Annotated in this window: 20 protein-coding genes; 10 read left to right on the forward strand and 10 right to left on the reverse strand. The window is 75.9% G+C overall.

The annotated features are described in order from the left end of the window. The first annotated feature begins 103 nt into the window (after window positions 1-103). A complete protein-coding gene (locus tag HNR61_RS32335; protein ID WP_220510055.1) occupies window positions 104-1171 on the forward strand; it encodes a M14 family zinc carboxypeptidase in 1068 nt (355 codons plus the stop codon). Between the two features lie 36 nt (window positions 1172-1207). Here HNR61_RS32335 and HNR61_RS46985 read toward each other — a convergent pair whose 3' ends face one another. Then, on the reverse strand, window positions 1208-1753 hold the full coding sequence (locus HNR61_RS46985; RefSeq protein ID WP_220510056.1) for a CGNR zinc finger domain-containing protein: 546 nt from the start codon (window positions 1751-1753) through the stop codon (window positions 1208-1210). 67 nt (window positions 1754-1820) lie between these two features. Then, window positions 1821-3227: a type I glutamate--ammonia ligase gene (locus tag HNR61_RS32345; RefSeq protein ID WP_312898204.1), complete on the reverse strand. Its 1407-nt coding sequence runs from the start codon at window positions 3225-3227 to the stop codon at window positions 1821-1823. A 91-nt stretch (window positions 3228-3318) separates the two neighbouring features. On the opposite strand from HNR61_RS32345, the gene HNR61_RS32350 reads away from it, so the two are divergent. Both HNR61_RS32350 and HNR61_RS32355 read left to right on the forward strand, forming a co-directional pair. Continuing rightward, window positions 3319-4455: an amidohydrolase family protein gene (locus tag HNR61_RS32350; protein WP_182846944.1), complete on the forward strand. Its 1137-nt coding sequence runs from the start codon at window positions 3319-3321 to the stop codon at window positions 4453-4455. A 62-nt stretch (window positions 4456-4517) separates the two neighbouring features. Further along, complete coding sequence (locus HNR61_RS32355; RefSeq protein WP_182846945.1) at window positions 4518-5891, forward strand: FAD-dependent oxidoreductase; 1374 nt, start codon at window positions 4518-4520, stop codon at window positions 5889-5891. Here the strand turns inward: HNR61_RS32355 and HNR61_RS32360 are convergent. Continuing rightward, window positions 5888-7528: an FAD-dependent oxidoreductase gene (locus tag HNR61_RS32360; RefSeq protein WP_182846946.1), complete on the reverse strand. Its 1641-nt coding sequence runs from the start codon at window positions 7526-7528 to the stop codon at window positions 5888-5890. The two genes, HNR61_RS32355 and HNR61_RS32360, sit on opposite strands and share 4 nt — an antisense overlap. 83 nt (window positions 7529-7611) lie before the next feature. Here HNR61_RS32360 and HNR61_RS32365 point away from each other — a divergent pair, with 83 nt between their 5' ends. Together HNR61_RS32365 and HNR61_RS32370 are read left to right on the forward strand one after the other, a co-directional pair. Further along, window positions 7612-8271: a HemK2/MTQ2 family protein methyltransferase gene (locus HNR61_RS32365; protein WP_182846947.1), complete on the forward strand. Its 660-nt coding sequence runs from the start codon at window positions 7612-7614 to the stop codon at window positions 8269-8271. Further along, the gene (locus HNR61_RS32370) at window positions 8243-8494 is read left to right on the forward strand and encodes a CDGSH iron-sulfur domain-containing protein (protein WP_182846948.1); all 252 of its coding nucleotides are present in this window, start codon (window positions 8243-8245) and stop codon (window positions 8492-8494) included. The genes HNR61_RS32365 and HNR61_RS32370 overlap by 29 nt, the downstream gene beginning before the upstream one ends. A 26-nt stretch (window positions 8495-8520) precedes the next feature. Here the strand turns inward: HNR61_RS32370 and HNR61_RS32375 are convergent, their stop codons facing one another. Then, window positions 8521-9573 (reverse strand): iron-containing redox enzyme family protein, encoded by a 1053-nt coding sequence (locus HNR61_RS32375; protein ID WP_182846949.1) that lies wholly within the window; start codon window positions 9571-9573, stop codon window positions 8521-8523. Then, a complete protein-coding gene (locus HNR61_RS32380; protein ID WP_312898205.1) occupies window positions 9570-10715 on the reverse strand; it encodes a carboxylate-amine ligase in 1146 nt (381 codons plus the stop codon). The genes HNR61_RS32375 and HNR61_RS32380 overlap by 4 nt, the downstream gene beginning before the upstream one ends. Window positions 10716-10826: 111 nt before the next feature. Here HNR61_RS32380 and HNR61_RS48445 point away from each other — a divergent pair, with 111 nt between their 5' ends. After that, complete coding sequence (locus tag HNR61_RS48445; protein WP_182846950.1) at window positions 10827-11282, forward strand: hypothetical protein; 456 nt, start codon at window positions 10827-10829, stop codon at window positions 11280-11282. Beyond that, complete coding sequence (locus HNR61_RS50150) at window positions 11279-12454, forward strand: zinc-dependent alcohol dehydrogenase (protein ID WP_182846951.1); 1176 nt, start codon at window positions 11279-11281, stop codon at window positions 12452-12454. Before HNR61_RS48445 ends, HNR61_RS50150 begins: the two co-directional genes overlap by 4 nt. A 12-nt stretch (window positions 12455-12466) precedes the next feature. Here HNR61_RS50150 and HNR61_RS32395 read toward each other — a convergent pair whose 3' ends face one another. The 5 genes from HNR61_RS32395 to HNR61_RS32415 all read right to left on the reverse strand — a co-directional run bounded on the left by HNR61_RS32395 (window position 12467) and on the right by HNR61_RS32415 (window position 15952). After that, window positions 12467-13150: a catalase family protein gene (locus tag HNR61_RS32395; protein ID WP_182846952.1), complete on the reverse strand. Its 684-nt coding sequence runs from the start codon at window positions 13148-13150 to the stop codon at window positions 12467-12469. Between the two features lie 25 nt (window positions 13151-13175). Beyond that, a complete protein-coding gene (locus HNR61_RS32400; RefSeq protein ID WP_182846953.1) occupies window positions 13176-13979 on the reverse strand; it encodes an MBL fold metallo-hydrolase in 804 nt (267 codons plus the stop codon). Then, on the reverse strand, window positions 13961-14980 hold the full coding sequence (locus HNR61_RS48460) for an SDR family oxidoreductase (protein WP_182846954.1): 1020 nt from the start codon (window positions 14978-14980) through the stop codon (window positions 13961-13963). The genes HNR61_RS32400 and HNR61_RS48460 overlap by 19 nt, the downstream gene beginning before the upstream one ends. A 62-nt stretch (window positions 14981-15042) precedes the next feature. Continuing rightward, the gene (locus HNR61_RS32410; protein ID WP_182846955.1) at window positions 15043-15507 is read right to left on the reverse strand and encodes a DUF4383 domain-containing protein; all 465 of its coding nucleotides are present in this window, start codon (window positions 15505-15507) and stop codon (window positions 15043-15045) included. 148 nt (window positions 15508-15655) lie between these two features. Beyond that, a complete protein-coding gene (locus tag HNR61_RS32415; RefSeq protein WP_182846956.1) occupies window positions 15656-15952 on the reverse strand; it encodes a hypothetical protein in 297 nt (98 codons plus the stop codon). Between the two features lie 126 nt (window positions 15953-16078). On the opposite strand from HNR61_RS32415, the gene HNR61_RS32420 reads away from it, so the two are divergent. From HNR61_RS32420 to HNR61_RS32430, 3 genes are read left to right on the forward strand one after another with little or no spacing between them, the layout of a single operon-like run. Further along, on the forward strand, window positions 16079-18274 hold the full coding sequence (locus HNR61_RS32420; RefSeq protein WP_182846957.1) for a DUF4132 domain-containing protein: 2196 nt from the start codon (window positions 16079-16081) through the stop codon (window positions 18272-18274). 31 nt (window positions 18275-18305) lie between these two features. Further along, window positions 18306-21602, forward strand: coding sequence for a DUF4132 domain-containing protein (locus HNR61_RS49505; RefSeq protein WP_182846958.1), 3297 nt, complete (start codon window positions 18306-18308; stop codon window positions 21600-21602). A gap of 48 nt (window positions 21603-21650) precedes the next feature. Further along, on the forward strand, window positions 21651-24968 hold the full coding sequence (locus tag HNR61_RS32430) for a DUF4132 domain-containing protein (RefSeq protein ID WP_182846959.1): 3318 nt from the start codon (window positions 21651-21653) through the stop codon (window positions 24966-24968). The last annotated feature ends 10 nt before the right edge of the window (window positions 24969-24978 follow it).

Genomic DNA, 24978 nt, shown 5'->3' on the forward strand with positions numbered 1-24978 from the left:
TCGTGGGCCGATCTCGACGCCACGCGCATGATCGGATACGGTCCGACCAGATGATCACCAGGGTCATGTCGGGGATGGCCCGCCGATCCGCTGGAGGCTCCTGATGAGAACCCGTCTGGTCCCGGCCGCCGGGATGGCCGCGCTCACCCTCGCCGCGGCGCTCCCGGCCGTTCCCGCCCACGCGGAGCCCGCCCCGCGGCCCCACCCGGCCGCCGCCCCGCAGGCGGGCAAGGGCGTGCGCCTGCACACCAACGCCGAGCTGGCCGCCGCGCTGCGCCGCATCGCCCGCGCCTCGCACGGCCGCGTCAAGGTCCGCAGCGTCGGCACCAGCAACGAGGGCCGGCCCCTGTGGTTCGTCACCCTCGGCAACGGCCCGAGGCGGCTGCTGTACGTCACCCAGCAGCACGGCGACGAGCCGCTGGCCACCGAGTCGGCGATCTCCGCGGTCCGCGACCTCGGCCTGGGCAACGGCCGCGCCGCCCGCCACCTCCGCTCCAAGATCACCCTCGGGGTCCTGGTCCGCGCCAACCCCGACGGCCACGAGCGCAACTGGCGCTACAACTACGACCCCGACGCCAAGCCGGAGTACGGCGAGCCGGGCAAGGGCTACGACATCAACCGCTACCACGACCCGGCGGTGCGGCCCGAGGACAACCCGGTCCCCGAGGCCGCCGCCATCCAGCGCACCTACGCGGCGTTCCGGCCGTCGATCGTGGTGGACTACCACATGCAGGGCCGCTACGCCTTCCCGCCGCCCGACGGCCGGGAGATCACCACCTCCATCCAGTGGCCGACCGCCGCCGGCGTCCCCGCCGACGCGGTCCGGCGCTCCAAGCAGGTCGCGGTGCGGATGAACCAGGCGTTCACCCGGGCGGGCGCGGTCGTGTCCCAGTACCCCGGCGGCTCCTACCAGGGCATCGCCCGCAACGCCTACGGCCTGCGCGGCAGCGCCTCGCTGCTGGTGGAGCTGAGCGACCTGCCGCCCGAGCGGCAGCGCTTCCAGGTCCGCACCGCCCACCTGTCGATGGTGGACCTGGCGTTCGCCGCCGGGACCGGCGCGCTCGACCGGATCGACCCGGCCCGGGCCGACGCCATCCCGCCGCGCGGCCCCGAGCTGCCCGGGGCCCGGTCGGCGCACGACCACGGCCACGGTCACGACAACGCCGCCTGACCACCCGGTCACCGGCCGGCCGGCGTCGCCGCGTTCTCACCCGTCCCGGCGGGCGCGCCTGCGGGCGCGGAACGCGGCGACGTTGGTGCGGTTGGCGCAGGTCTCCGAGCAGAACCGCCGCCGCCCCGCCCGCGAGGTGTCGGCGTAGACGCGGTCGCAGTCGGGCGCGGCGCACACGCCGCTGCGGGCCAGGCCGTGCTCGCACACCATCGTCGAGATGTGCATGAGCGTGGTGGCGCGGAACCGCAGCGGCAGCCGCGCCGACGGCGGCGCGTAGTGCATGTGCAGCCCCAGGCCGCCGTGCTCCGACAGGTGCGGGTGCATCGGCGTCTCCAGCATCAGCTCGTTGAGCACCGCGACCGCCTGGGTGAGCTCGCCCGCCTCGAAGAACCGCCGCAGTGACCAGGCCCAGGACCGGAACGCGTCGGCGTGGGCGTCCTCGAAGTCCTGCCAGAAGAAGCCGTTGTCGCGCAGGACCGCCCGCAGAGCCTCGGGGCTGTCGTCCCCCTCGTCGCAGGTCACGGCGTTGACGAGGGCGACGGAGGCGGCCACTCCGTGGCTCTGGTAGCCGGTGATGCGCATGACCTCGTGATCCCGTCGCCGGTGGTCGGTGAACTCGGTTCCAGTTATAACGCCTGTCCGGACCGGCTCAGTAGCGGGTGACGGTGGCCCGGACGATCTCCTCCGGGGACGCCCCCGCGAACAGCGCGCTCTCGCCCCGCCGCACCGCCACGACCGTGTCGGTGATCGCCTCGCCGAACGCCCCGGTCAGCGCCGGATCGCCCGCGAACGCGTCGGTGGCCTCGGCGAGGGTGGCCGGCAGGCGCCGGGCGCCCGGCAGCGTCGCCGGATCGACGTCCACCGGCTCGGGCAGCGCGCCGCCGGCGGCGAGCCCGGCGCGGCCCGCCGCCAGCAGCCCGGCCAGCGCCAGGTAGGGGTTGGCGGTGGCGTCGAAGCACTTGATCTCCAGATTGGCGGCGTGGTGGCGGGAGCCGGCCGCGCCGGTGACGAACCGCAGCGCGGCCTCCCGGTTCTCCAGCCCCCAGCAGGCGTACGCGCCCGCCCAGTGGGACGGCAGCAGCCGCAGGTAGCTGGCGGCCGACGGGGCGCCCAGCGCCAGCAGCGCGGGCAGGTGCGCCAGGATCCCGGCCGCGAACGCCTCCCCGGCGGGGGCCATCCCGAACGGCCCGGCGCCGCCCGCCATCGCGTTCCCCTCCGGCGCGGCGGGCGCGCCCCCGCCCCACAGGCTCAGGTGGACGTGCCCGCCGTTGCCGACCCCCTCGGCCCGCACCTTCGGCGCGAACGTCGCGGTCAGCCCGGCGCGGCGGGTCACCGCGCGGATCGTGTCGCGGACCAGCACGGCGGTGTCGGCCGCGCCGACCGGGTCCTCGGCGGCGACCGACAGCTCGAACTGCGACGGCGAGTACTCGGGGTGGATCTGCTCGACCGCGACCCCGGAGGCGGCGAGGGCCTGGACCACGTCCCGCAGGTAGTCCGCCGCCTCCACCAGCCGCGACATGCCGTAGGCGGGGTGCCCGAAGCGGGGCTCGCCCTCCGCGTCGAGCACGACCCACTCGGTCTCGAACGCCGCCCGCGCCGACCAGCCCAGCGCGGCCAGCCGGGCGGTCTCGCGGCGCAGCGCGTGGCGCCCGTCCACCGGGTGCGGGGCGCCGTCCTGGGCGTACCGGTCGGCGGGCGCCCAGGCCCAGCCGGGCAGCGCGGTGAGCGGGACCAGCCGGTCCAGCACCGGGTGCAGCCGGAGATCGCCGGTCGCGCCGCCGGTGAAGCGGGCCGGGACCGCCGAGTCGTCCTGCAGGAACGCGTCGAAGCACGGCGAGGCCCCCACCCCCCAGGTCGCGGCGTGCCCCAGGCGCTCCACCGGCACCGCCTTGACCCGGGTGAGGCCGGTGGTGTCCACGAACGTCAGCGCGACGACCGCGACGTTCTCGGCCATCAGCTCCTCGGCGAGGACGGCGGCGCGCTCCCCGAGCCGGGCGCGTTCGGCGCGGTCCAGCGGGCGGGGCTCCGGTGGGCGGGGTCCGGTCGTCTCGTCCACGCTGGCGCTCCCCGGGCGGTGTGGGTGATGGGCGACGGTCTTACGGGCATCGTAGGGAGACCGGGGGGCCGTTTCACGGAGGGAGCGCGTCGTGCTGCTGGATCTGGAGTCGATACCGCTGTTCGACCACCACTGCCACGGGGTGGTGCGGCGCGACCTGGACCGGGCGGCGTTCGAGGCGCTGCTGACCGAGGCGGACGGGGCCGGGCCGCTCGGCGGCAGCATGTTCGACACCCAGGCGGGGCTGGCGGTGCGCCGCTGGTGCGCCCCGGTGCTGGACCTGTCGCCGCACGCCGAACCCGACGCCTATCTGGCGCGCCGGGCCGAACTGGGCGCGTCCGAGGTGAACCGGAGGTTCCTGGCGGCGGCCGGGCTGTCGGGACTGTGCGTGGACACCGGGTACCTGCCCGAGTCGATGCTGGAGCCGGCCGAGCTGGGCAAGCTGGCCGGGGCGCCCGCGCACGAGGTGGTGCGGCTGGAGACGGTCGCCGAGCAGGTCGCCTCCGAGGGGATGAGCGTGGGCGCGTTCACGGGGGAGGTGCGGGCCCGGCTGGCGGCGCGCGCGGCGACGGCGGCCGGCGCCAAGTCGATCGCCGCCTACCGGGCGGGCCTGGAGCTGGCGGGGGAGCGGCCCCGCGACAACGAGGTCGCGCAGGCCGCCGCGCGGCTGCTGCGCGAGGCCGACCGGGCGATGGCCGGGCGCAGCGCGCCGCCGCGCGTGTGCGACGAGGTGATGCACCGGTTCCTGGTGTGGTGCGCGGTGGACCTGGGGCTGCCGGTGCAGTTCCACGTCGGCTACGGCGACAGCGAGACCGACCTGCGGCGCGGGGACCCGCTGCTGCTGACGGACCTGCTGCGGGCGGTGCAGCCGACGGGCGTGCCGATGATGCTGCTGCACAACTACCCGTTCCACCGGCAGGCGGGCTATCTGGCGCAGGTGTTCCCGCACGTGTTCGTGGACGTGGGGCTGGCCACCCACAACCTGGGGCACCGCGCGCCCGCGCTGGTCGCCGAGCTGCTGGAGCTGGCGCCGTTCGGGAAGGTGCTGTACTCCTCCGACGCGTTCGGGCTGGCGGAGTTCCACCATCTGGGAGCGCTGCTGTTCCGGCGGGCGCTGGCCCGCTACCTGCGGGAGGGCGTGGCCGACGACGCCTGGACCGAGCACGACGCCCGGCGGCTGGCGGGGCTGGTCGCCGAGGGCAACGCGCGCCGCGCGTACGGGCGCTGACCGCCGGGCGCGGTAGGTTCCAGGAAGATCTTTCTTGGTGCGGGGCCGTCGAGGGGAGTGCGATGAGGCTGCTGGTGATCGGCGGCGACGCGGCCGGGATGAGCGCGGCGTCCCAGGCCCGGCGGCTGCGCGGGCCGGACGAGCTGGAGATCGTCGTGGTGGAGCGCGGCGGCCACACCTCCTACTCGGCCTGCGGCATCCCCTACTTCGTCGGCGGGGAGGTCGCCGGGGCCGACGCGCTGGTCGCCCGCACGCCCGCCGAGCACCGCGAACGCGGCATCGTCCTGCACCTGCGGCACGAGGCCGTCGAGATCGACACCGGCGGCGCGCGGGTGCGGGTCCGCGACCTGGCCTCCGGCGGCGAGCGCTGGGAGCCCTACGACCATCTGATGATCGCCACCGGGGCGGTGCCGGTCCGCCCGGACCTGCCCGGCGTGGACGCCGCGGGGATCTTCGGGGTGCAGACGCTGGACGACGGGATCGCGATCCACCGGGCCGTCGAACGCGACCGTCCCGCGCGCGCCGTGGTCGTCGGCAGCGGCTACATCGGCCTGGAGATGGCCGAGGCGCTGGTCAGGCGGGGCATCGAGGTCACGATCGTCGAGGCGGGCGAGCAGCCGATGCGCGCCATGGACCCCGACATGGGCGCGCTGGTCGCCGACGCCGTGCGCGGGCTCGGCATCCACCTGCGCCTCGACGAGCCCGTGGAGGGCTTCGACACCGGGGGCGGGCGCGTGACGGCCGTGCGCACCGCCCGGCGCACGATCCCCGCCGACCTCGTCGTCCTCGGCCTCGGCGTGCGCCCGGGCAGCGACCTGGCCCGCGCCGCCGGGATCGAGACCGGCCCGACCGGCGGCATCGTCACCGACCGCCGCATGCGCACCCGCACCGCGAACGTCTGGGCCGCCGGGGACTGCGTGGAGACCCGGCACCTGGTGTCGGGCGCGCCGGTCGCGATCGCGCTGGGCACCCACGCCAACAAGCAGGGCCGCGTCGCCGGGACCGGCATCGGCGGCGGCTACGCCACCTTCCCCGGCGTCGTGGGCACCGCCATCTCCAAGATCTGCAAGGTGGAGGTGGCGCACACCGGCCTGAACTCCCGCGACGCCGAGCGCGCGGGGTTCGACGCGCTGACGGCGACGGTGGAGTCCACCACCCGCGCGGGCTACCACCCGGGCGCCACCACCATGCGCACCAAGCTGGTGTTCGAGCGGCGCACCGGGCGGCTGCTCGGCGCGCAGATCGTCGGCGAGGAGGGCGCGGCCAAGCGCATCGACGGGCTGGCCATCGCGCTGTGGAACGGCATGACGGTCGAGGAGATGACCGGGCTGGACCTGGCGTACGCGCCGCCGTTCTCCCCGGTCTGGGACCCGGTCCTGATCACCGCGCGCAAGGCCGCCGCGCTGGTGGAGGAGGCGATGCGCGACGGCGGCTAGTCCGTGGCGGACGGCTGGTCCGTGGCGGGCGGCTGGTCCGTGGCGGGCGGCTGGTCCGTGGCGGGCGGCTGGTCCGTGGCGGGCGGCTGGTCCGTGGCGGGCGGCTGGTCCGTGGCGGGCGGCGGGTCCAGCTCGACCGGCGGGAGCGGCTTGGTCGCCGGGCCGTGCCGGACCGAGCCGTCGGTGCCGAAGCGGGAGCCGTGGCAGGGGCAGTCCCAGGTCTTCTCGGCGTCGTTGAACGCCACCAGGCAGCCCAGGTGAGTGCAGACGGCCGACACCGCCGTGACCTCCCCGTCCGGGGCCCGGTAGGCGGCGACCGGCCGGCGGCCGACGTGGGTGACGACGCCCTCGCCCGGTTCGAGGCCGGCGATGCGGTCGCCGGGGGCGAACGCGCGGGGGTAGTCGCCGAGGTAGTGCCGCCCGGTCTTCGCGCCGAGCCGGGCCACGCCCGGCGCGGACCGCCGCACCGTGGGCCGCGCCGGGTCGTACAGCCCGGCCCAGGGGTTGTCCTTGCCGAGGATCAGGTCGCTGAGGACCATCCCGGCGAGGGTGCCGTTGGTCATGCCCCACAGGCCGTAGCCGGCGGCGACCCACAGGTGCCGGGAGAGCGGGTGGTAGCGGCCGATGTAGGGGATCCGGTCGGCGGTGGAGTTGTCCTGGGTGGCCCAGCGGTGGGGGAAGGCGGCGGCTCCCAGCCGGGCCTGCCCCCACGCGGTCAGGCGGTGGAAGCGCGCGGTGACGTCGTCGTCCTCACCGGGGTGGTAGCCCTCGCCGCCGAGCAGCAGCACCTCCCCGCCGTCGCCGGGCGTGGTGCGGATCGAGTGGCCGGTGTCGGCGGCGATGTACATGCCCCGCGGGGCGTCCTGCGGGGCGGGCCCGGCCAGCAGCAGCGACCGTTTGGGCTCCAGCCGCGCGAAGTACAGGCCCCGGTCGAACACCGGGTAGTGGGTGGCGACCACCACGTCGCGCGCCCTGATCGTTCCGGCGGTGGTGTGCACGACCGACTCGTCCGGCAGGCCGAGGCGCAGCGCCCGCACGTTCTCCAGCACGGTCCCGCCCGCCTCGGTGATCTCTTCGGCGAGCCGCAGCAGCCAGCGCCGGGGGTGGAACTGTCCCTGGGCGCGGAACCGGACCGCGCCCGCCACCGGGAACGGCAGCTCGGTCTCGGCGGTGAACTCGGCGGGCAGCCCCAGCGCGGCGGCGGCGTCGGCCTCGCGGCGCAGCCGGTCCAGGTAGGCGCGGTCCTCGGCGTAGACGTGGTTGTCGCGGCGGCGGAAGCCGCAGTCGACGTCCAGCTCCGCCACCCGCTCGGCGATCCATTCCAGGGCGGCCTGCTGGCTCTCCCCGTAGGCGCGGGCCCGTTCCCGGCCGAACCCGTCGACCAGGTCGGCGTAGACGAGGTTGTGCTGGGAGGTGATCTTGGCGGTGGTGTGGCCGCTGACCCCCTCGGCGATCCGCCCGGCCTCGATCACGACGACCGAGCGGCCCGCCCGCGCCAGCAGGTGGGCGGTGGTCAGCCCGGAGATGCCGCCGCCGAGCACGACGACCTCCGCCTCGCGGGGCAGGACGGGCGGGGCCGCCGGGGCGGGGGCCGGGGCGCTGTCGATCCAGTACGAGGTGGTCGCGGTCTCGGGCATACCCCTGCTTGTGCCCGAGGTCGCCGCCCCTAACCCGGAGGGAAGATCCGGTTTGTCAGGCACTGTCGGGGTACTCGTGAGGCGTGTTGTTGCTGAGACCGCCGGGGGTCTACCGGCCACAGGGGGACACCCTGCTGCTGACCGAGACGCTGCGCCGCTCGGGGATGCGGCCGGGTGCGCGCGTGCTCGACATCTGTACCGGAACGGGCGCGGTCGCCCTGGCCGCCGCCCTCGGCGGGGCCAGCGTCACGGCCGTGGACGTGTCCACGCGCGCCGTGCTGGCCGCCCGGCTGAACGCGCGGCTGCGGCGCCTGCCCGTGAAGGCCGTGCGCGGCGACCTGCTGCGGCCGGTCGCCGGGCAGCTCTTCGACGTGATCGTGTCCAACCCGCCCTACGTGCCCGGCCGCTCCGCGCCGCCCCGGCACGGCGCGGCGCGGGCGTGGGAGGCCGGGGACGACGGCCGCGCGCTGCTGGACCGGATCTGCGAGCAGGCCCCGCGCCACCTGGCGGAGGACGGGATGCTGCTGGTGGTCCAGTCGGCGCTGAGCGGCGTCGCGCCGACGCTGGCGGCGCTGCGCGGGCAGGGGCTGAAGGCGTCGGTGGTGGCGCGCAGGACCGAGCCGTTCGGGCCGGTCATGCGCGGCCGGGCGGCCGAACTGGAGGCCCGGGGGCTGATCGCGCCCGGGCAGCGTTCCGAGGAACTGGTGGTGATCCGTGCCGACCGCGTCGAGTCCCGGCGGTGAGCGCGGCGGGCGGGAGCGCCGCCGCGTCGTGATCGAGCAGGGCGGGCCCGTGCTGGTGGAGGGCCCGGTGGAGATCGAGACGCCCGACGGGGAGACCGTGGTCTCCGACCGTTTCATGGTGGCGCTGTGCGTGTGCCGCCGCAGCCGCCGCTACCCGTTCTGCGACACCAGCCACCGCAAGCGGGTCCGTTCCCAGGACCAGGGTTCCCCGGACCGGGACTGACCCACCCGCGGGGCCCGCGAGGCCGATCAGCGGCCGGGCAGCGGGTGGCGCAGCGAGGTGCGGCCCGCGTCCCAGCACGACAGCAGGTGCTCGCCGAGCCGGTCCTCCAGCAGGCACGTCGCCTGGATGCCGAGGACCACGTCGGCGGCCAGCTCCGGCTCCCGGCCCAGCAGGTCGCCGAGCACGTCGCGGCGCAGCACCTGCTCGTGCACGGCGTCGGCCTCGATGTGCTCGGTGAAGAACCGGACGGCGCGCGGCCCGGCGCCGAGCCGCTCCAGGGCCTGCGCCATCCGCCGCGCGCTCGGCGCGGTGGTGATCTCGGCGGCGGCGAAGTGCCCGGCCATGGCGCCGCGCAGCGACCGGTGCAGCCCGAACATCGACATCATGTTGACGGTCGCCAGCATCGGGGCGGGCACCGCGTCCAGGTAGTGGCCGTAGTGCGGGTCGAGCCCCAGCTCCTCCATCAGGTCGGCGAACAGCCGCGAGTGCATCGCCTCGGCGCGCCCGCCGCCGTACTCGTCGAACTCCACCGCCACCAGCGCCGCCTTGGCCCGCCCCCGTAGCCGGGGGATCAGCCAGGCGTGCGGGTCGGCCTCCTTGAGGTGGTAGATCGAGCGGTGCGCCACGTACTCGCGCATCTGCCACGCCTCGCCCCGGTCGCGCAGGTGGTGGGAGACCCCCTGGCCGTCCACCGGCTCGACCAGCAGCTCCGCCAGCGCGGCGTCCACGTCGTCGCCGCCCGGCACCCGCGCGCGCAGCGCCTGGAGGAAGTGGCGCTCCATCGCGCCGCGCAGCCGCAGCAGCTCCGGGTCCCACTCCCAGCCGGGGTCGACCCCGGCAAAGCCCCGGTAGTGCATCTCATAGCACAGGTAAAGGCTGAGCTGGAGATCCTCGCCGAACGGGTCGACAGTGGAGCGGCGGCCCGCGCCCACCGCGGCGGTGAGCATCGGGGAGGCCGCGTCGCCGAGCGGCGAGCGGTCCAGCGCCGCCAGCACCGCCTCCGACAACGCCCCGCGCGCCTCCGGCAGCCGCGGCGGGCGGGCGTCCGGGTCGATCGGGGCCATCGTGCTCGCTGTCATTCCCACTCCTGGATTCGCTGGTGTGCGTGGGGTACCCGGTATGTGCGGGTACATGCCTGCCGGGCCAGCCACTCGGCGACCGCGTGCGGTCCGAGGGCGGCGGCGCGGCGCTGCCGGTCGGCCCCGGAGCCCTCGGCGGAGACCCGGGCCAGCAGCCGTTCGACGGCCGCCAGGTCCCCGGCCGCGTCGAGCGCGGGCCGGACCCGGTCCAGCAGCGCGGCGAGCATGGCCCCGGCCGGGACGCGCCGCTCGGCCACCGGATCCACGGCGGGACCGGCGATCCCGTACCGGGCCGCCGTCCAGACGGCCGCCGCGCACACCTGGTCGTCGACGCGCGGCCCCTCCCGGCCCGCCGCCAGATCGTCCAGCGCGGCCCGCACCAGGCCCCGGGTGAGCGCCGCCTGGAGCACCGCCTCGTCCGCCGTGACCACCGCGTCGGCGGCGCGCACCTCCACGGTCGGCAGGTGCGGCGACAGCCGGGCCAGCCAGAACGTCATCGCCGCGTCGGCGATCACCCCGCAGTCCACCAGGCGCTCCACCGCCCGGTCGTAGTCGGCGGCCGAGGCGAACGAGGGCGGCACCCCCGACCCGGGGAAGTGGGCCTGCTCCATCATCCGCCAGCTCGCGTAGCCGGAGTCGCGGCCCCGGTCGAACGGGGAGTTGGCCGACAGCGCCAGCAGCGTCGGCAGCCAGGGCCGCAGGTGCCCGAGCACCGCCACCGCCGCCTCCCGGTCGGCGACGCCGACGTGGACGTGGCAGCCCGACACCTCGTAACCGGCGACGACCCCCGCGTACAGGTCGCCGATCCGGGCGGGGCGCTCCCCGGGGGTGAACGGGGGCGCGGCGTTCGGCAGCACCGGTGTCCCCGTGGAGACCGCCCACAGCCCCTCGGCGCGCGCGGCGTCCCCGAGCGCGGCCCGCGCGCCCTCCAGCTGGTCCCGGAGTTCGGCCAGGCCGGAGCAGACGCCGGTGGCCGCCTCCACCTGCGTGGCCAGCAGCTCCGCGTGCAGGGCCGCGCCGGGGGCCAGCGGCCTTTCCCGCGCCCGCGCCAGCACCCGCGCCGCCCCGGGCGCGCTTCTCCCCGTCCCCGCCTCCACCAGCAGGAACTCCTCTTCCACCCCGATCGTCAGCGCGTTGGTCACCGGGTGGGCATTCCCAGCCCATATCCGATCACGCCCGGCCCGATGCGCCGCATATCCCGCCTTCCCGCGGGTACGGCGGGCGACACCGTTCACGCCACGAGGAGAACGCTCATGAAACGCACCGTCGCGGTCGCGGCCTTCGTCGCGGGGCTGGGCGCCGCCGGAGCACGGCGGGTGCTGTCCCGCGCGGCCGGCGTCGAGGACGCGCCGAACCGGTGGCTGACGGTCACCGTGAACTGCCCGCCCGAGTCCCTGGCCGAGGGCGGCCGCCCCGAGCCGCTGGCCCGGCTGGAGCCGATCGCCGAGATCCGGATCACCCCGGCCCCCGGCGGCCGGGGCACCGAGCTGGCCGCCCGGCTCCGCGAACCGGGCCCCACCGGCCCGGTGGCCCGCGCCACCGGCGACGACCCGCGCCAGAAGGTCCGCTCCGCGCTGCGCGAGGCCAAGTCGCTGATCGAGACCGGCGAGGTCATGCGGCCCGACGCGCCGCCCACCACCCGCTCCACCCCGGGAGGAAAGCTCGTGGAACTGGCCACCCGCCGCGCGGGAGGGGAGGGACGGCTGTGAAGGCACTCGTCTGGGAGGGCGTCAACAAGCTGGCGGTCGAGCGGGTCCCCGACCCGGAGATCCGCAACGACCAGGACGTCATCGTCAAGGTCACCGCGTCCACCACCTGCGGCAGCGACCTGCACCTGATCGGCGGGTACGTGCCCGCCATGCGCGCCGGGGACGTGATCGGCCACGAGTTCGTCGGCGAGGTCGTCGAGGTCGGACCGGGCGTGCGCCACCGCCAGGTCGGCGAACGCGTCGTGGTGTGCTCGTTCGTCGGCTGCGGGCGCTGCTGGTACTGCGCCAACGACCTGTGGTCGCTGTGCGACAACAGCAACACCAACGCCGGGATCACCCAGGCCATGTGGGGCTACGAGCCGGGCGCGGTGTTCGGCTACTCCCACGCCATGGGCGGCCTGCGCGGCAGCCACGCCGAGTACGTGCGGGTGCCGTTCGCCGACTACGGGGCGTTCCCGATCCCCGAGGGCGTGGACGAGACCAGCGCCCTGTTCGCCTCCGACTCGGTCCCGACCGGCTGGATGGGGGCCGACCTCGGCGGCGTGGGGCCGGGCGACGTGGTGGCCGTGTGGGGCTGCGGGGCGGTCGGCCAGATGGCGGCCCGCGCGGCGGTGCTGCTGGGCGCCGAGAAGGTCATCGCGATCGACCGGATCCCCGAGCGGCTGGCGATGGCCCGCGACGTCATCGGCGTGGAGACCATCGACTACACCACCACCGACGTCGGCGCGGAGCTGCGCGAGCGCACCGGCGGGCGCGGCCCGGACGTCTGCGTCGAGGCCGTCGGGATGGAGGCGCACACGACCGGGCCCGAACAGCTGTACGACCAGGCCAAGACGCGGCTGCGGATGCAGACCGACCGGCCCGCCGCCGTCCGCGAGGCGATCTACGCCTGCCGCAAGGGCGGCTCGGTGTTCGTGCTGGGCGTGTTCGGCGGGGTGGTGGACAAGTTCCCGCTGGGCGCGCTGATGAACAAGGGGCTGACGCTGCGCGCGGCGCAGATGCACGGGCAGCGGTACATCCCGATGCTGCTGGACCGCATCGCCAAGGGCGAGATCAGCACGCGGCACCTGGTCACCCACGAGATGCCGCTGGACGAGGCCCCGCGCGCCTACGACCTGTTCAAGAACAAGAAGGACGGCTGCGTGCGGGCCGTCATCCGGCCCGCCGCCTAGCCGCCGGGCCGGTCAGCGCCGGGACATCGAGCCCGCCTTCGGGGCGGGCTCGTGCCGTCCCCGCCGCGACGCGTCGTAGGCCGCCTGCCGCACCGACTGGAACGGCCCGGTCGGGTGCAGCCCGGGCAGCCGGTTGAGCTGGGGGTCGAACGCGTCGGGCAGGTCCCGGACCGGCGGCTGCCGCACCTCCAGGACCCCGCGCGTCCGCCACGGCCCGGTCAGCGTGGCCGTGGCCAGCGCGAACGTCAGCGGCGCGACGGCCACCTCGGCGTTCAGCTCCTCGTCGCCGGTGCGCACCGTCCGCCGGGTCGTGGGCAGCAGGGCCAGCACCCGGGTCTCCCCGGCCACGTCGTAGGGCAGGAGCGTGGTGTAGGCGCCCTGGGTGTAGGAGGCGCGGGGCAGCAGCACGTGCCGCAGCCCCGGCAGCCGCCCGGTGGAGGCGAACAGCAGGTCCAGCGGCCCGTCGTCGGTGGAGATCCGCAGCGCGACACCGAGGATGTCCGGCACGCCGCCGGGGGTGGACAGCGCCTTCGACAGGCGGGCGATCACGTCATAGGGGTGTTCGGCCGCCAGGCCGGGCAGCGGTTCGGTCACCCGCAGCGTCGCGGCGTAGGTCCGGCCGCGCCGGTGCAGCGCCCGGCCGTGCCGCAGCCGGGCCGCCGTCTCGAACGGGACACTGACGATCCTGGAGAGCATGGGTTCCTCCGTGGGCGCCGGTCGCCTAGCGCGCCGGTCGCAGGGACAGGCGTTCGCCGCGTTCCACCAGGCGCAGCCGGTCGCCGAGACCGCGCCGCGCCACCTCGGCCTCGAACGCCGAACGCGGGGACTTCATGACGGTGTAGTCGTCGAAGTGGACCGGGACGGCCCGCGCGCAGCGGACCGTCTCCAGCCAGTCGGCGCCCTGGCGGCCGTCCATGGTGACGGTCACCAGGCCCAGCAGCCGGGTGCCGCCGAGGTGCACCACGCCCAGGTCGATGCCGGGGTGGCGGCGGTGGATCTCGGCGAGCCCGCCGTACATCACCGTGTCGCCGCTGATGTAGATCCGCAGGTCGGGTTCGCCGTCCCCGGCGCCGAACTCCAGCAGCGCGCCCATCACCGGCGGCAGGATCCGGTGCAGCGGGCCGGGTCCGTGCCGTCCGGGCATGGCGTGGACGCGCACCCACCGGTCGCCCTTGGTCAGCCGGGTCGACTCCCAGGTGGCCAGCCCGGCCGACTCCCCGAAGCCCCGCCCGCGCAGGGCGCGGGCGGCGGCGGGGGTGGTCAGCACGGGCAGGCCGCGGTCCAGGGCGCCTTCGGCGACCCGGTCCCAGTGGTCGTCGTGCAGGTGGGACAGCACGACCGCGTCGAGGTCCGGCAGCTCCTCGGGCCGCAGCGCCGGGTCTTTCAGGCGCTTGCTGCGCAGCCCGTAGCCCAGGTGGGCGTACTGGCCGGCGCGCAGGAAGTTCGGGTCGGTCAGCAGGGTGAAGCCGCCGTACCGGATGATCGTCGTGGCGTTGCCGACGAAGGTCAGCGCGTCCTCGGCCACGACAGCTCCCTGCCGTCGGGCGAGGGCAGCGCCCCGCGCCGGGCGGCCACGGCCAGGGCGGTGCCGCCCGCGGCGGCGGCCACCATGGCCAGGCGGCGTCCGGCGGTGCGGCGTCTGCCGTGCCAGCCCCCGTGCACGTCGCCGCTCCCGGCCGACGGGGTGTAGAGGTTCCCCGACATGGCGGGCGCGGGGTCCTGGCGGGACAGGTGGGCCTTGTCGACCTGCCGGGCCATCACCTTCTCCACCGCCTGCGCGTTCATCCGGGTCAGCGCGCGCACCGCCCGGGCGGACGGCCCCACGGTCACCTCGGGCTCGGGGTCCCGCACGAGCCGCACGATCGTGTCGGCGACGCGTTCGGGGGAGTACACCGGCGGCATGGCGACGACCTGGCGGCCGGTGTAGTTGGCGGCGTGCTGGAAGAACGGGGTGTCGATGGTGGCGGGCTGCACCGTGCACACGTGGACGCCCTTGTGGCCTTCCAGCCGTAGCTGCTGGCGCAGGCTCGCGCCCAGCGCGGTGACGGCCGCCTTGGACATCACGTAGGCGGTCGAGTAGGGCTGCGGGGCGAGGGCGGTGAGGGAGGAGACGTTGACGAGCACGCCCCGGCCGCGCCGCCGCATGTGCTCCAGGGCGGCGCGGGCCCCGTGGACGTAGCCCATGACGTTGACGTCCAGCACCCGCCGGAAGTCGTCCAGCGGCGCCTCCTGGAAGGGCGCGAAGAGGCTGACGGCGGCGCCGTTCACCCACACGTCGATCCGGCCGTACCGCTGCACGGTCTGGCGCGCCAGCTCCTCGACGGCGGCGTAGTCGGCGACGTCGGCCGGAACGACCAGGGCCTCGCCGCCCCTCTCCTCGCACTCCCTGGCGGCGGCCTCCAGCGCGTCCTTGCGGCGGGCCGACAGCACCACCCTGGCGCCCTTGGCGGCGAACGCCAGGGCCGTGGCGCGCCCGATGCCGCTGGAGGCTCCGGTGATCACGACGACGGAGTTCTTGATGCGCATGGGTGTGGGGACTCCTTACGCGGCCCGGCCCCGCCGGGGCCGGGCCGCCGGTCGGATTCGGGTCAGCGCGTCGCGCGGGACGCGGGGGCGCGCCGGGCGAGCAGGACGCCCAGAGCGATCATGCCGAGGCCCAGGACGAAGTGGAGCCAGTCGTCGGCGGTGTTGACGGGCACGAAGTTGGCGCTGGAGGTCTTGTCGATGACCAGGCCGTACAGCCACAGCACCAGGTAGATCGCGCCGCCGCCGATCAGGTACGCCCGGGCGCCCGACACGGTCCGGGCCAGGGCCAGCCCGGCGGCGCCGAACAGCAGGTGGACGATGTTGTGCAGGATCGACACCTCGAAGATCCCGAGCAGCTTGGCGTCGGAATGGTGCCCGGCGAACGTCATGGTGTCGTAATCGGTGGTGATTCCCGGGATGAATCCCAGCACGCCCACCAGCAGGAAGACGGCGCCCACGGCGAGGGCCGCCTTGCTGATCAGCGGAAGCGCGCCGAAACCTCGGGAAGCTCCGGTGGGGTGACTCATGGCCGACCTTCCTTCCAGAGTGTAGGGACCCGTCCCTACCCCTCTGGGTGAGGGTCATGCGGTGCCGCCCGGCCGGAACGCGGTGGTTCGACCGTTATAGGACGGCCGTTGAAGGAAACCGGGAACTTCCGTGGGGGAACCTTGCCGCTCAGGCGGCCGCCGGCAGACCTTCCTCGGCCTCCTCCGCGGAGTCCTCCTCGGCCCCGGCCTCCCGCGGGCCGGCGGAGCGCCGGTCGCCGAGCACGCGGACGTTGGAGAGGGGGACGCCGGTCACCGCCGTGTCCGCGCCGGTGGCGGGGTCGATCGGCTCGGCCCCGGTGGCCGAGCGCAGGGTGTCGAGCCTGCGGTGCCAGTCGTCGACACCGTCGTCGTTCAGCCACCACCGCAGCATCGCGACCGTGCCCAGCAGGCACAGCGTGGTCAGCAGGAGAAGGAAGACGCTCATGAGCCACCTCCGTTCCGTCGGTGTGGGGGAGTGCTCGTAGGGGGGAACGTCGGGAGGGATCTTCGGGTTCCCGGCCGGTTCTGGAATCATCGGGGCTCCCCTCCGGACCGAGAAGGAGCCCCTCAGGTGACCTCCCTGCCCTCCGTGCTGGTCGAGCTGCCGTGGCGGACCGCGCCGACCCCGGCCCCGGCCGACGACGACCCGATCCTGGTCCCCGGCCTGGAGCCGCCCGCCGACCGCCGCACCGTGTGGGAGGAGGGGGAGCGGGAGCGGTGGCGCGAGATCCGCGCCTACGGCGCCTGGGGGAGTGACGAGTGGGAGGAGGCCGCCGGGAAGTTCCGCGACCGGCGGATGAGCTACGAGCCGACCCGGGCCGGGTTCCTCGCGCAGGCCCCCGAGCACCTGGCCCGGCCCCTGGTGGCGGAGTGGCGCCCCGGCGCCGCCCACGACTTCGCCCACTCGCTCATGCCGGTGATCGCCCGGTTCGAGCAGGACGCGCGGGACGCGGCGCTGCACGTGGCCAAATCGAACCCGCACGGCACCGGGCGGGCGCTGCTGCCGTTCCTGGACGTGGAGGTCGCCCGGCGGATGGCCGACTGGCGGTACCGGACCGTGTCGGGGCGGAAGGTCGGCGACGCCTGGCTGGACCGGCACGGCCTGGCGGCCGTTCCGTACCTGGTGCCCGACGCGCTCGCCAAGCGCCGCGTCCCCCGCCTCAAGGCGGTCGCGGCGCTGCGGTACCTCGCCGCCGCGCACGGGGCCGGGCCGGTCGTCGAGGCGGCGCGCGTCCACGGCGACCGGGCCGCCGACGCCGTCGCCGAGGTCCTGGCGCGGCCGCACGCGCCGATGCCCAGCGAACCGGTCCCCGACGCCCTGCCGGACCTGCCCCGGCTTCCCCGGTGGATCGATGTCGAGGCGCTGCCCGCGCCGCTCCTGCGCGACGGCGCGCCGCTGCCCCCGGACGCGGTCCGCAACCTGCTGACCATGCTGGCCATGGCCCGCCGGGGCACGGCGTTCCCCGGCCTGGCGGAGGCGCTGGACGGGGCGCTGGCGGCCTGCGCGCCCGCGTCGCTGCCGCCGTTCGGGTGGGCGGTGTTCGAGGCGTGGCGGGCGGCGGGCACGCCGGGCCGGGAGAGCTGGGCGCTGGAGGCGCTGGGACGGCTCGGCGACGACGACGTCGTGCGCCGCCTCCGGCCGCTGGTGGAGCAGTGGCCGGGGCAGAGCGGCCACCACCGCGCCGTGCAGGGCGTGGGGGTGCTGGCGGCGATCGGCACCGACGCCGCGCTGACCGCCCTCCACCGGATCGCCGCCCGGTCGCGCTACCGGGGCCTGCGCGAGAACGCCGACCGGACGCTCGCGGAGGTCGCGAAGGCGCGCGGCCTGACCGCCGAGCAGCTCGCCGACCGCCTGGTGCCGGGCTTCGGGCTGGACGCCGGCGGGAGCATGGTCCTGGACTACGGGCCGCGCCGTTTCACCGTCGGGTTCGACGAGCAGCTCAGGCCGTTCGTCCGGGACGAGAACGGCAAACTTCGCAAATCGCTCCCGAAGCCGGGCGTCAAGGACGACGAGGCCCTGGCGACCGCCGCCTACCAGCGGTTCGCGGCGCTGAGGAAGGACGTGCGGACCGTCGCCGCCGAGCAGGTCCGGCGGCTGGAGACGGCGATGGTGGCGGGCCGCCGGTGGACGACGGCCGAGTTCACCGCGTTCGTCGTGGAGCACCCGCTGCTGCGGCACCTGGCCCGGCGGCTCGTGTGGAGCGCCGACGGCACGGCGTTCCGCGTCGCCGAGGACGGCACGTTCGCCGACGTGGACGACGACCCGTTCGCCCTCGCGGAGTCCGCGACGGTCGGCCTCCCGCACCCGGTGGAGCTGGGAGAGGGACGTCCGGCGTGGGCGGACCTGTTCGCCGACTACGAGATCACCCAGCCGTTCCCGCAGCTCGGACGCCCCGTGTACGCGTTCACCGCCGAGGAGGCGACGGCCGCGCGGCTGCCCCGGTTCGAGGGCGCGACCGTTCCGACCGGCCGGGTGCTGGGCCTGGAACGGCGCGGCTGGCGGCGGGGCGCGCCCCAGGACAACGGCATCCAGCACTGGACCTGGCGGGCGCTGCCGACCGGCGCGGTCGCCGTCGTCGGGCTGGACCCGGGCGTGGCGATGGGCGCGATCGACGTGTTCCCCGAGCAGCGGACCACCGCGGTGTGGATCGGCGACCGCCCCGACTGGAGCCCCGTCCCCGGCGCGGCGCGCTTCGGCGACCTGGACGCCGTCACCGCCGCCGAGCTCCTCGCCGACCTCGTCGAGCTGACCGCCGTGGACCGCTGAACGTCCGGCCCCCGCCCTACCCTCGGGTGCCATGGACGCTCCCTCCCCCGTTCCCCCCGACGAGGACTCCCTGATCCTGCCCGCCGACTGGCGCGAGGTCCTGCACCCGCGGCGGGGCGGCCTTCCCGTGCCGGTCGCGCCGCCGGACGAGGAGGCGCTGCGGCGGACCCTCGCGTTCGTCGAGGGCGCCGCGGAGCGGTTGACGCAGGCCCTCGTCCACCGGCGTTCGGACCCCGCGCTCGTCGGGCACCTGCGGGCCTACCTCGGCGGCGACCCCGACCCCCTGGGCGCGGCGGCCGTGGCGCTGCTCGTCACCGAACGCCCCTCCGAGGCGGACCACGCGGCGCTGGTGGACCTGTGGGTCGCCGGGCGCGGGCTGCCGTTCGCCGCCTGCGCGTACGCCGCGACCGACGAGGTGGCGGTCGGCTGGGACCGGCCCGGCGGCCGCGGGGACTGGGAGTACTACCTGGAACGACCCCGGGAGAGCGACGGCCGGGGGGCCGACCCGGCGGCGCGGCGGCTGCGGTCGCTGCTGGCCGTCGCCGACCCGGACGCGCACGCCGAGACCGTGGCGCGGCTGGAGGACTGGCGGCGGACCCCCGGCCAGCGCGTCATGACCGCCTACCTGGACCCGACCCGGCGGGAGTGGGTGGACGACGTCCTCTCGAACCGGCCCCATCCGGGCAGGGGGCGGACCTGGATGCTCTACCACCTGCTGGACGGCCCCGAACGGCTCGGGGGGCTGGCGCTGAGGATCAGGGTCGACCGGAGCATGCTGGCCACCCTCCTGGAGGGGGTCGGCGCGGCGGCGCTGCCGATGCTGCGCGACGCGATCGACCACGCGGACGGCGCGGACCGCGGGGACCTGCTGGCGGCGGTGGCGCTGCTGCCGACCGACGAGGCGTTCCGGACGCTGCTGGACCGCGCCGGCCGGCGGGTGGCCAGGCCCGTGCTGCGCGAGGCGATGGAACGCTTCCCCCGGCGCGCGGTGCGGCTGCTGGCGGCGGCCGCCGTGGACGGGCACGACCACGCCCCCGAACTGCTGCGCCGGCACCTGGGGAGGCATCCCGAAGCCGCCGGGGCGGTGCTGCCGGACCTGCCGGCCCCGGCCCGCCGGACCGTGGAGGAGATCACCGCCGACGCCGCGCTCCCCGAGGCGCCGCCGGAGGCGCTGCCCCGGCTGCTGGTGGAGCCGCCGTGGACGCGCGGACGCCGCGCCGCCCGCCCCACCGTGATCGAGGGCCTGACGGTCCCCACCGAACGGGCCGTGGTCTGGAACCCCGGCGAACGCGAGAGATGGGCTCCCGGCCTGGGGACCGCGCGCTTCGCCGGGATCGACTGGGAACCCGAGGTCCGCGAGGTCCGCGAGGGCCGCCTCCCCCGGCGCGGCGAGGCGTTCACGCTGACCCACGCCCCGGAGGACCTGGTCCGCCCCCTGGTGGAGGACCGGCGGGGGATCGAGCTGAGGTACCCGGCCGACAGCGTGCGCGCGCTGGTCGCGCGGTTCGGGCTGGACGCCCTTCCCCTCGCCCTGTCGTGGGCGGACACCGCGCCGAGGGTGTCGGGCGGGGCGCTGCTGCCGTTCCGCGACGCCGGGGTGGCGGCGGTGATGGCCGACTGGCTGGTGCGGCGCGGGACCGGCCGGACCGTCGCGCGCTCGTGGTTCCGGCGGCACGGGGTGGCGGCGGTCCCGTTCCTGGTTCCGGCGGCGCTGGGTCCGGCGGGGCAGGAGCGCCGCAACGCCGAGGGCGCGTTGCGCTTCGTGGCCGCGCGCTCAGGCGCCGACGCGGTGGTCGCGGAGGCCCGGCCGTTCGGGGAGGAGACCGCCGCCGCGATCGGGGAGATGCTGTCGGCCGATCCCCTGAAGGTCCTTCCGGCGCGCATGCCCAGGCCCGCCGCGTGGGCGGACCCCGCCCTGCTGCCCCCGCTGATGCTGCGCGGCCGTTCGGGCGCGCTGCCCGCCACCGCCGTGGGACACCTGCTGTCGATGATGGCGCTGTCCAAGCCCGACGACCACTACGCGGGCCTGGCGGTCGTGCGGGAGCTGTGCGATCCGGCGTCGTTGCGGCGGTTCTCCTGGGCGGTGTTCCAGGCGTGGCTGGACCAGGACACGCCCACCAAGGAGATGTGGGCGCTGTCGCAGCTCGGCGCGTTCGGCGACGACGCCACCGCCCGGCGGCTCACCCCGCTGGTCAAGCGGTGGCCGGGGGAGGGCGGCACCACCCGCGCCGCCACCGGCGTGGAGGTGCTGGCCGAGATCGGCACCGAGACCGCGCTGCTGTGCCTGCACGACATCACCCAGCGCGCCAAGGCCAAGGGGCTGCGGGCCCGCGCCCGGGAGAGGATCGAGGAGATCGCCGCCGGTCTGGGGCTGACGCCCGACCGGCTCGCCGACCGCCTGGTGCCCGACTTCGGCCTGGACGAGCGGGGAAGCATGGTCCTGGACTACGGGCCGCGCCGCTTCCACGTCGGCTTCGACGAGACGCTGCGGCCCTACGTCGTCGACGGGGACGGCGCCCGCCTCAGGACGCTGCCCCGGCCCGGCAGGAACGACGACCCCGATCTCGCGCCCGCCGCGGCCAAGCTGTTCGCCCGGCTGGGGAAGGAGGTCCCCGCCACCGCCAACGCGCAGGTCAGGCGTCTGGAGACGGCCATGCTGGAGCGCCGCCGCTGGTCGGCGGAGGAGTTCGGCGGCCTGCTGGTGGCGCATCCCCTGGTCTGGCACCTGGTGCGCCGCCTGGTGTGGGTGGCCGAGGACGGCGACAAGACGGCCGCGTTCCGCGTCGCGGAGGACCGCTCGTTCGCCGACGTGCACGACGACGTGCTGACGCTGCCCGCCTCCGCGCGGATCGGCGTCGCCCACCCCGTCGAGCTGGGCGATGACCTGGCGGCCTGGGCGGAGGTGTTCGCCGACTACGAGATCACGCAGCCGTTCGCGCAGCTGTCGCGCCCCGCCCTCGCCCTCACCGACGCCGAACGCGGCGACCACCGGCTGACGCGCTTCGAGGGGGCCGTCGTCTCCTGCGCGGCGCTGCGGCGCCTGCACGGCCGCGGCTGGCTGCGCAGCTCCCCGCCGTGGGAGATGGACGACGCGCGCTGGCTGGTCCGCCGCCTCGCCGCCGACCGCCACGTCATGATCGTCGTGTCGCCCGGCATCCCCTACGACACCGGGGACGACCCCGACCAGACCGTGGAGCGCGTCTGGATCGGCACCGAGTCCGTCGCCTACGCCCCCGAACGCGCGGCCGTGGCGCGCTTCGGCGACCTGGACCCGGTGACGGCCTCGGAGGTGCTGGCCGACCTGACCGCGCTGGTGGAATCCACCTGAATCCGGAATCCGCCTGAAACGTTGGGCTTCTCCACTACGGTCGGCGCCATGATCTTCTCCTCCGACGAGGACGCGCTGGTCCTGCCCGCCGCCTGGCGGCACCGGCTCCACCCCCGGCGCGGCGGGTTCGCGGTGCCGGTCGCGCCGCCGGACGAGGCCGCGATGGACCGGGTCCGTGCCAAGATCGCGGCGGCCGACGCCCGGGTCGAGGACGCGCTCGGCCACGAGCGCTCCGACGCCGCGCTGGTCGCCGCCGCACGGGCCCACCGGGCGGGCTGGGCCGACCCGCTGGGCGCGGCGGCGGTCGCCGAGATCGTCGCCGATGACGGGAGGAGCGCGGTGGTCCCGTCGCGGTGGACGGCGCTGCCGGACCTGTGGGTCGCCGACCACGGCCTGCCGTTCGCCGCCTGCGCGTTCGCCGCCCGCGCCGAGGTGGCGCTCGACTGGTCGGAGGCCACCGGCGGGCGGTGGGTGCCCGTCCTGCGCGCCGCGGGGCGACACGTCCCGCAGCTCCCGGGAGAGCAGGCGTATCGGCTGCGGTCGCTGCTGGCCGCCGCCGACCCGGACGTGTACGCCGAGACCGTGGCACGGCTGGCGGAGTGGCGCCGCACCCCCGAGCAGCGGATGATCACCGCCTATCTGGATCCGACCCGGCGGGAGTGGGCGGACGACGTCTGGGCGGACGCGTCCGCCCTCGGCGGCGGGTGGCGGCGGATGCTCCTCTCCATGCTGGACGGGCCCGAGCGGCTCGGATCGTTCGGCGACCTGCCGGAGCCGCACCCCACCGACCTGTCCGCCGACCTGCTCGGCAGCCTTCTGGACGCGGCCGGTCCGGCGGCGCTGCCGCTGCTGCGCGACGCGATCGACCGCTGGGGGGACGCGGACCGGAAGGACCTGCTGACGGCGGTGTCGCTGCTGCCGACCGACGAGGCGTTCCTGACGCTTCTGGAACGAAGCGGCCAGCGCTACGTACGGCACTTCCTGCTCGCCATGGTGGAACGGTTTCCCCGGCGCGCGGCGCGCCTGCTGGCCGGGGCCGCCGCCGACGGGGACGAACGGGCCGCCGAACTGCTGCGCGTCCATCTGCTGTCCCGCCCCGGGGTCGCCGAGGCGGTGCTGCCGGAACTGCCCGCCCCGGCCCGCCGCGCCGCCGAGGAGGCCACCGCCACGGCGGACGGGCTCCCCGAGGCGCCGCCGGAGGCGCTGCCCCGGCTGCTGGCGGAGCCGCCGTGGACGCGTAGGCGCCGCGCCACCCGCCCGGCCGTGATCCACGGGCTGGAGCCCCCGGACGAACGGGCCGTCGTCTGGATGCCAGGCGAACGTGAGGCGTGGGCGCCCGGCGCGGGCACCGTGCGCTTCACGGGCGTCGACTGGACGGCGGAGATCGCACGCTACCGGAAGGGCGCCGTCCCGCTCTCCCGGGAGGCGTTCGTGCTGACCCACGCCCCCGAGGACCTGGTCCGTCCGCTGCTGGCGGACTGGACGCGCGGCCCCGTCTCCTTCGGCGACCCCGGCGAGATCGCCCGGATCCTGGTCGCCCGGTTCGCGTTCGACGCCCTCCCCGTGGCCAGGCGGTTCGCCGACTGGTCCGTGGTCGCCGCGGGGCGGACGCTGCTGCCGCTCCGCGACGCCGAGGTGACCGCGTTGATGGCGGACTGGCTGGTGCGGCGCAAGTCGACGCGTTCCCTCGCCCGCGCGTGGTTCGGACGGCACGGGACGGCGGCGGTCCCGTTCCTGGTCCCGGCGGCGCTGGGAGCGGCGGGGCAGGAGCGCCGCAACGCCGAGGGGGCGCTGCGTTTCCTGGCCGCCCGCTCCGGCGCCGGGGCGGTGGTCGCGGAGGCCCGGCCGTTCGGGGAGGAGGCCGCCGCCGCGATCGGGGAACTGCTGTCGGTCGATCCCCTGGAGGTGCTTCCCGCCCGCATGCCCAAGCTCGGCGTGTGGGCGACCCCGGCCCTGCTGCCCCAGGTGCTGTTGCGGGGCCGTTCGACGGCGTTGCCCGCCACCGCCGTGGGCCACCTGCTGTCGATGATGGCGCTGTCCAAGCCCGGCGAGCACTATCCGGGCCTGGCGGTGGTGCGGGAGGTGTGCGACCCGGCGTCGTTGGCGGAGTTCTCCTGGGCGGTCTTCGAGATGTGGTGCGCACACAGCCCGGCGGGCCAGGGAGCCTGGGCGCTGGCGCAGCTCGGCGCGCTCGGCGACGACACCACCGTCCGGCGGCTCGCCCCGCTGCTCAGGAGGTGGCCGAGGGAGAGCGGCGGCACCCGCGCCCTCGCCGGGGTCGACGCCCTCGCCGACATCGGCACCCAGGTCGCCCTGCTGCACCTGCACGACGCCGCCGAGAAGGGCACGTTCAGGTCCCTGCGGGCCCGCGCCCGGCAGCGGCTCGACCAGCTCGCCGCCGAACTGGAGCTGACGCCCGACCGGCTCGCCGACCGCCTGGTCCCCGACTTCGGCCTGGACGCCGAGGGCGGCATGATCCTGGACTACGGGCCGCGCCGCTTCCACGTCGGCTTCGACGAGCACCTGCGCCCCCACGTCACCACCGAGGACGGCACGCCCCGCAGGACCCTCCCCAAGCCCGGGGCCAAGGACGACCCGGTCCGGGCCCCCGCCGCGTACGCGAGGTTCACCGGGCTGAGGAAGGACGTGCGCGGCGTCGCCGAGACCCAGATCAGGCGCCTGGAGGCGGCGATGCTGGGCCGCCGCCGCTGGCCGGTCGAGGAGTTCCGCGACCTGCTGGTGGCGCATCCCCTGGTCTGGCACCTGGCGCGCCGCCTGGTGTGGGTGGCCGAGGACGGGGGCGGGACGACCGCGTTCCGGCTGGCGGAGGACCGCTCGTTCGCCGACGTGCGCGACGACGCGCTGGAGCCGTCCGCCTCCGCGCGGGTCGGCGTCGCTCACCCGGCCGAGCTGGGCGGCGACCTGGCGGCCTGGACGGAGGTGTTCGACGACTACGAGATCACGCAGCCGTTCGACCAGCTCCACCGGCCCGTGTTCACCCTCACCGACGCCGAACGCGACGGCCGTCGGCCGGTGCGCTTCGAGGGGAGCGCCGTCCCCGTCCCGAACGTGTGGCACATGCGGAAACGGGGCTGGCAGCCCGGCGACGCGCCGGACGGCATCGTGCGGTGGATCTTCCGCACGCTCGCCCCCGACCGGCACGTCGTCGTCGACCTGTCCCCGGGCGTCCCCTACGACTCCGGCGAGGATGACCCCGACCAGACCGTGGAACGCGTCCGGCTCGGCACCCTCCCCGTCGGCGGCGCCTCCCGCTCCGCCGAGGACGTCCGGTTCGGCGTCCTGGACGCCGTCACGGCCTCGGAGGTCCTCGCCGACCTCACCGCGCTGACCGCCGCCGACCACTGAAACGTCCGAC

Source organism: Actinomadura kijaniata (genome assembly GCF_014138665.1).
In the GTDB taxonomy this organism is placed as follows: domain Bacteria; phylum Actinomycetota; class Actinomycetes; order Streptosporangiales; family Streptosporangiaceae; genus Spirillospora; species Spirillospora kijaniata.

Excerpts from the sequence above, each read along its gene's own strand:
- HNR61_RS32395 (WP_182846952.1), bottom strand. The coding sequence starts at position 13,150 with ATGCTCTCCAGGATCGTCAGTGTCCCGTTCGAGACGGCGGCCCGGCTG.
- HNR61_RS48460 (WP_182846954.1), bottom strand. The coding sequence starts at position 14,980 with ATGCGCATCAAGAACTCCGTCGTCGTGATCACCGGAGCCTCCAGCGGC.
- HNR61_RS32410 (WP_182846955.1), bottom strand. The coding sequence starts at position 15,507 with ATGAGTCACCCCACCGGAGCTTCCCGAGGTTTCGGCGCGCTTCCGCTG.
- HNR61_RS32415 (WP_182846956.1), bottom strand. The coding sequence starts at position 15,952 with ATGAGCGTCTTCCTTCTCCTGCTGACCACGCTGTGCCTGCTGGGCACG.
- HNR61_RS32430 (WP_182846959.1), top strand. The coding sequence starts at position 21,651 with ATGATCTTCTCCTCCGACGAGGACGCGCTGGTCCTGCCCGCCGCCTGG.
- HNR61_RS32355 (WP_182846945.1), top strand. The coding sequence starts at position 4,518 with ATGAGGCTGCTGGTGATCGGCGGCGACGCGGCCGGGATGAGCGCGGCG.
- HNR61_RS32360 (WP_182846946.1), bottom strand. The coding sequence starts at position 7,528 with ATGCCCGAGACCGCGACCACCTCGTACTGGATCGACAGCGCCCCGGCC.
- HNR61_RS49505 (WP_182846958.1), top strand. The coding sequence starts at position 18,306 with ATGGACGCTCCCTCCCCCGTTCCCCCCGACGAGGACTCCCTGATCCTG.
- HNR61_RS48445 (WP_182846950.1), top strand. The coding sequence starts at position 10,827 with ATGAAACGCACCGTCGCGGTCGCGGCCTTCGTCGCGGGGCTGGGCGCC.
- HNR61_RS32375 (WP_182846949.1), bottom strand. The coding sequence starts at position 9,573 with ATGACAGCGAGCACGATGGCCCCGATCGACCCGGACGCCCGCCCGCCG.
- HNR61_RS32335 (WP_220510055.1), top strand. The coding sequence starts at position 104 with ATGAGAACCCGTCTGGTCCCGGCCGCCGGGATGGCCGCGCTCACCCTC.
- HNR61_RS46985 (WP_220510056.1), bottom strand. The coding sequence starts at position 1,753 with ATGCGCATCACCGGCTACCAGAGCCACGGAGTGGCCGCCTCCGTCGCC.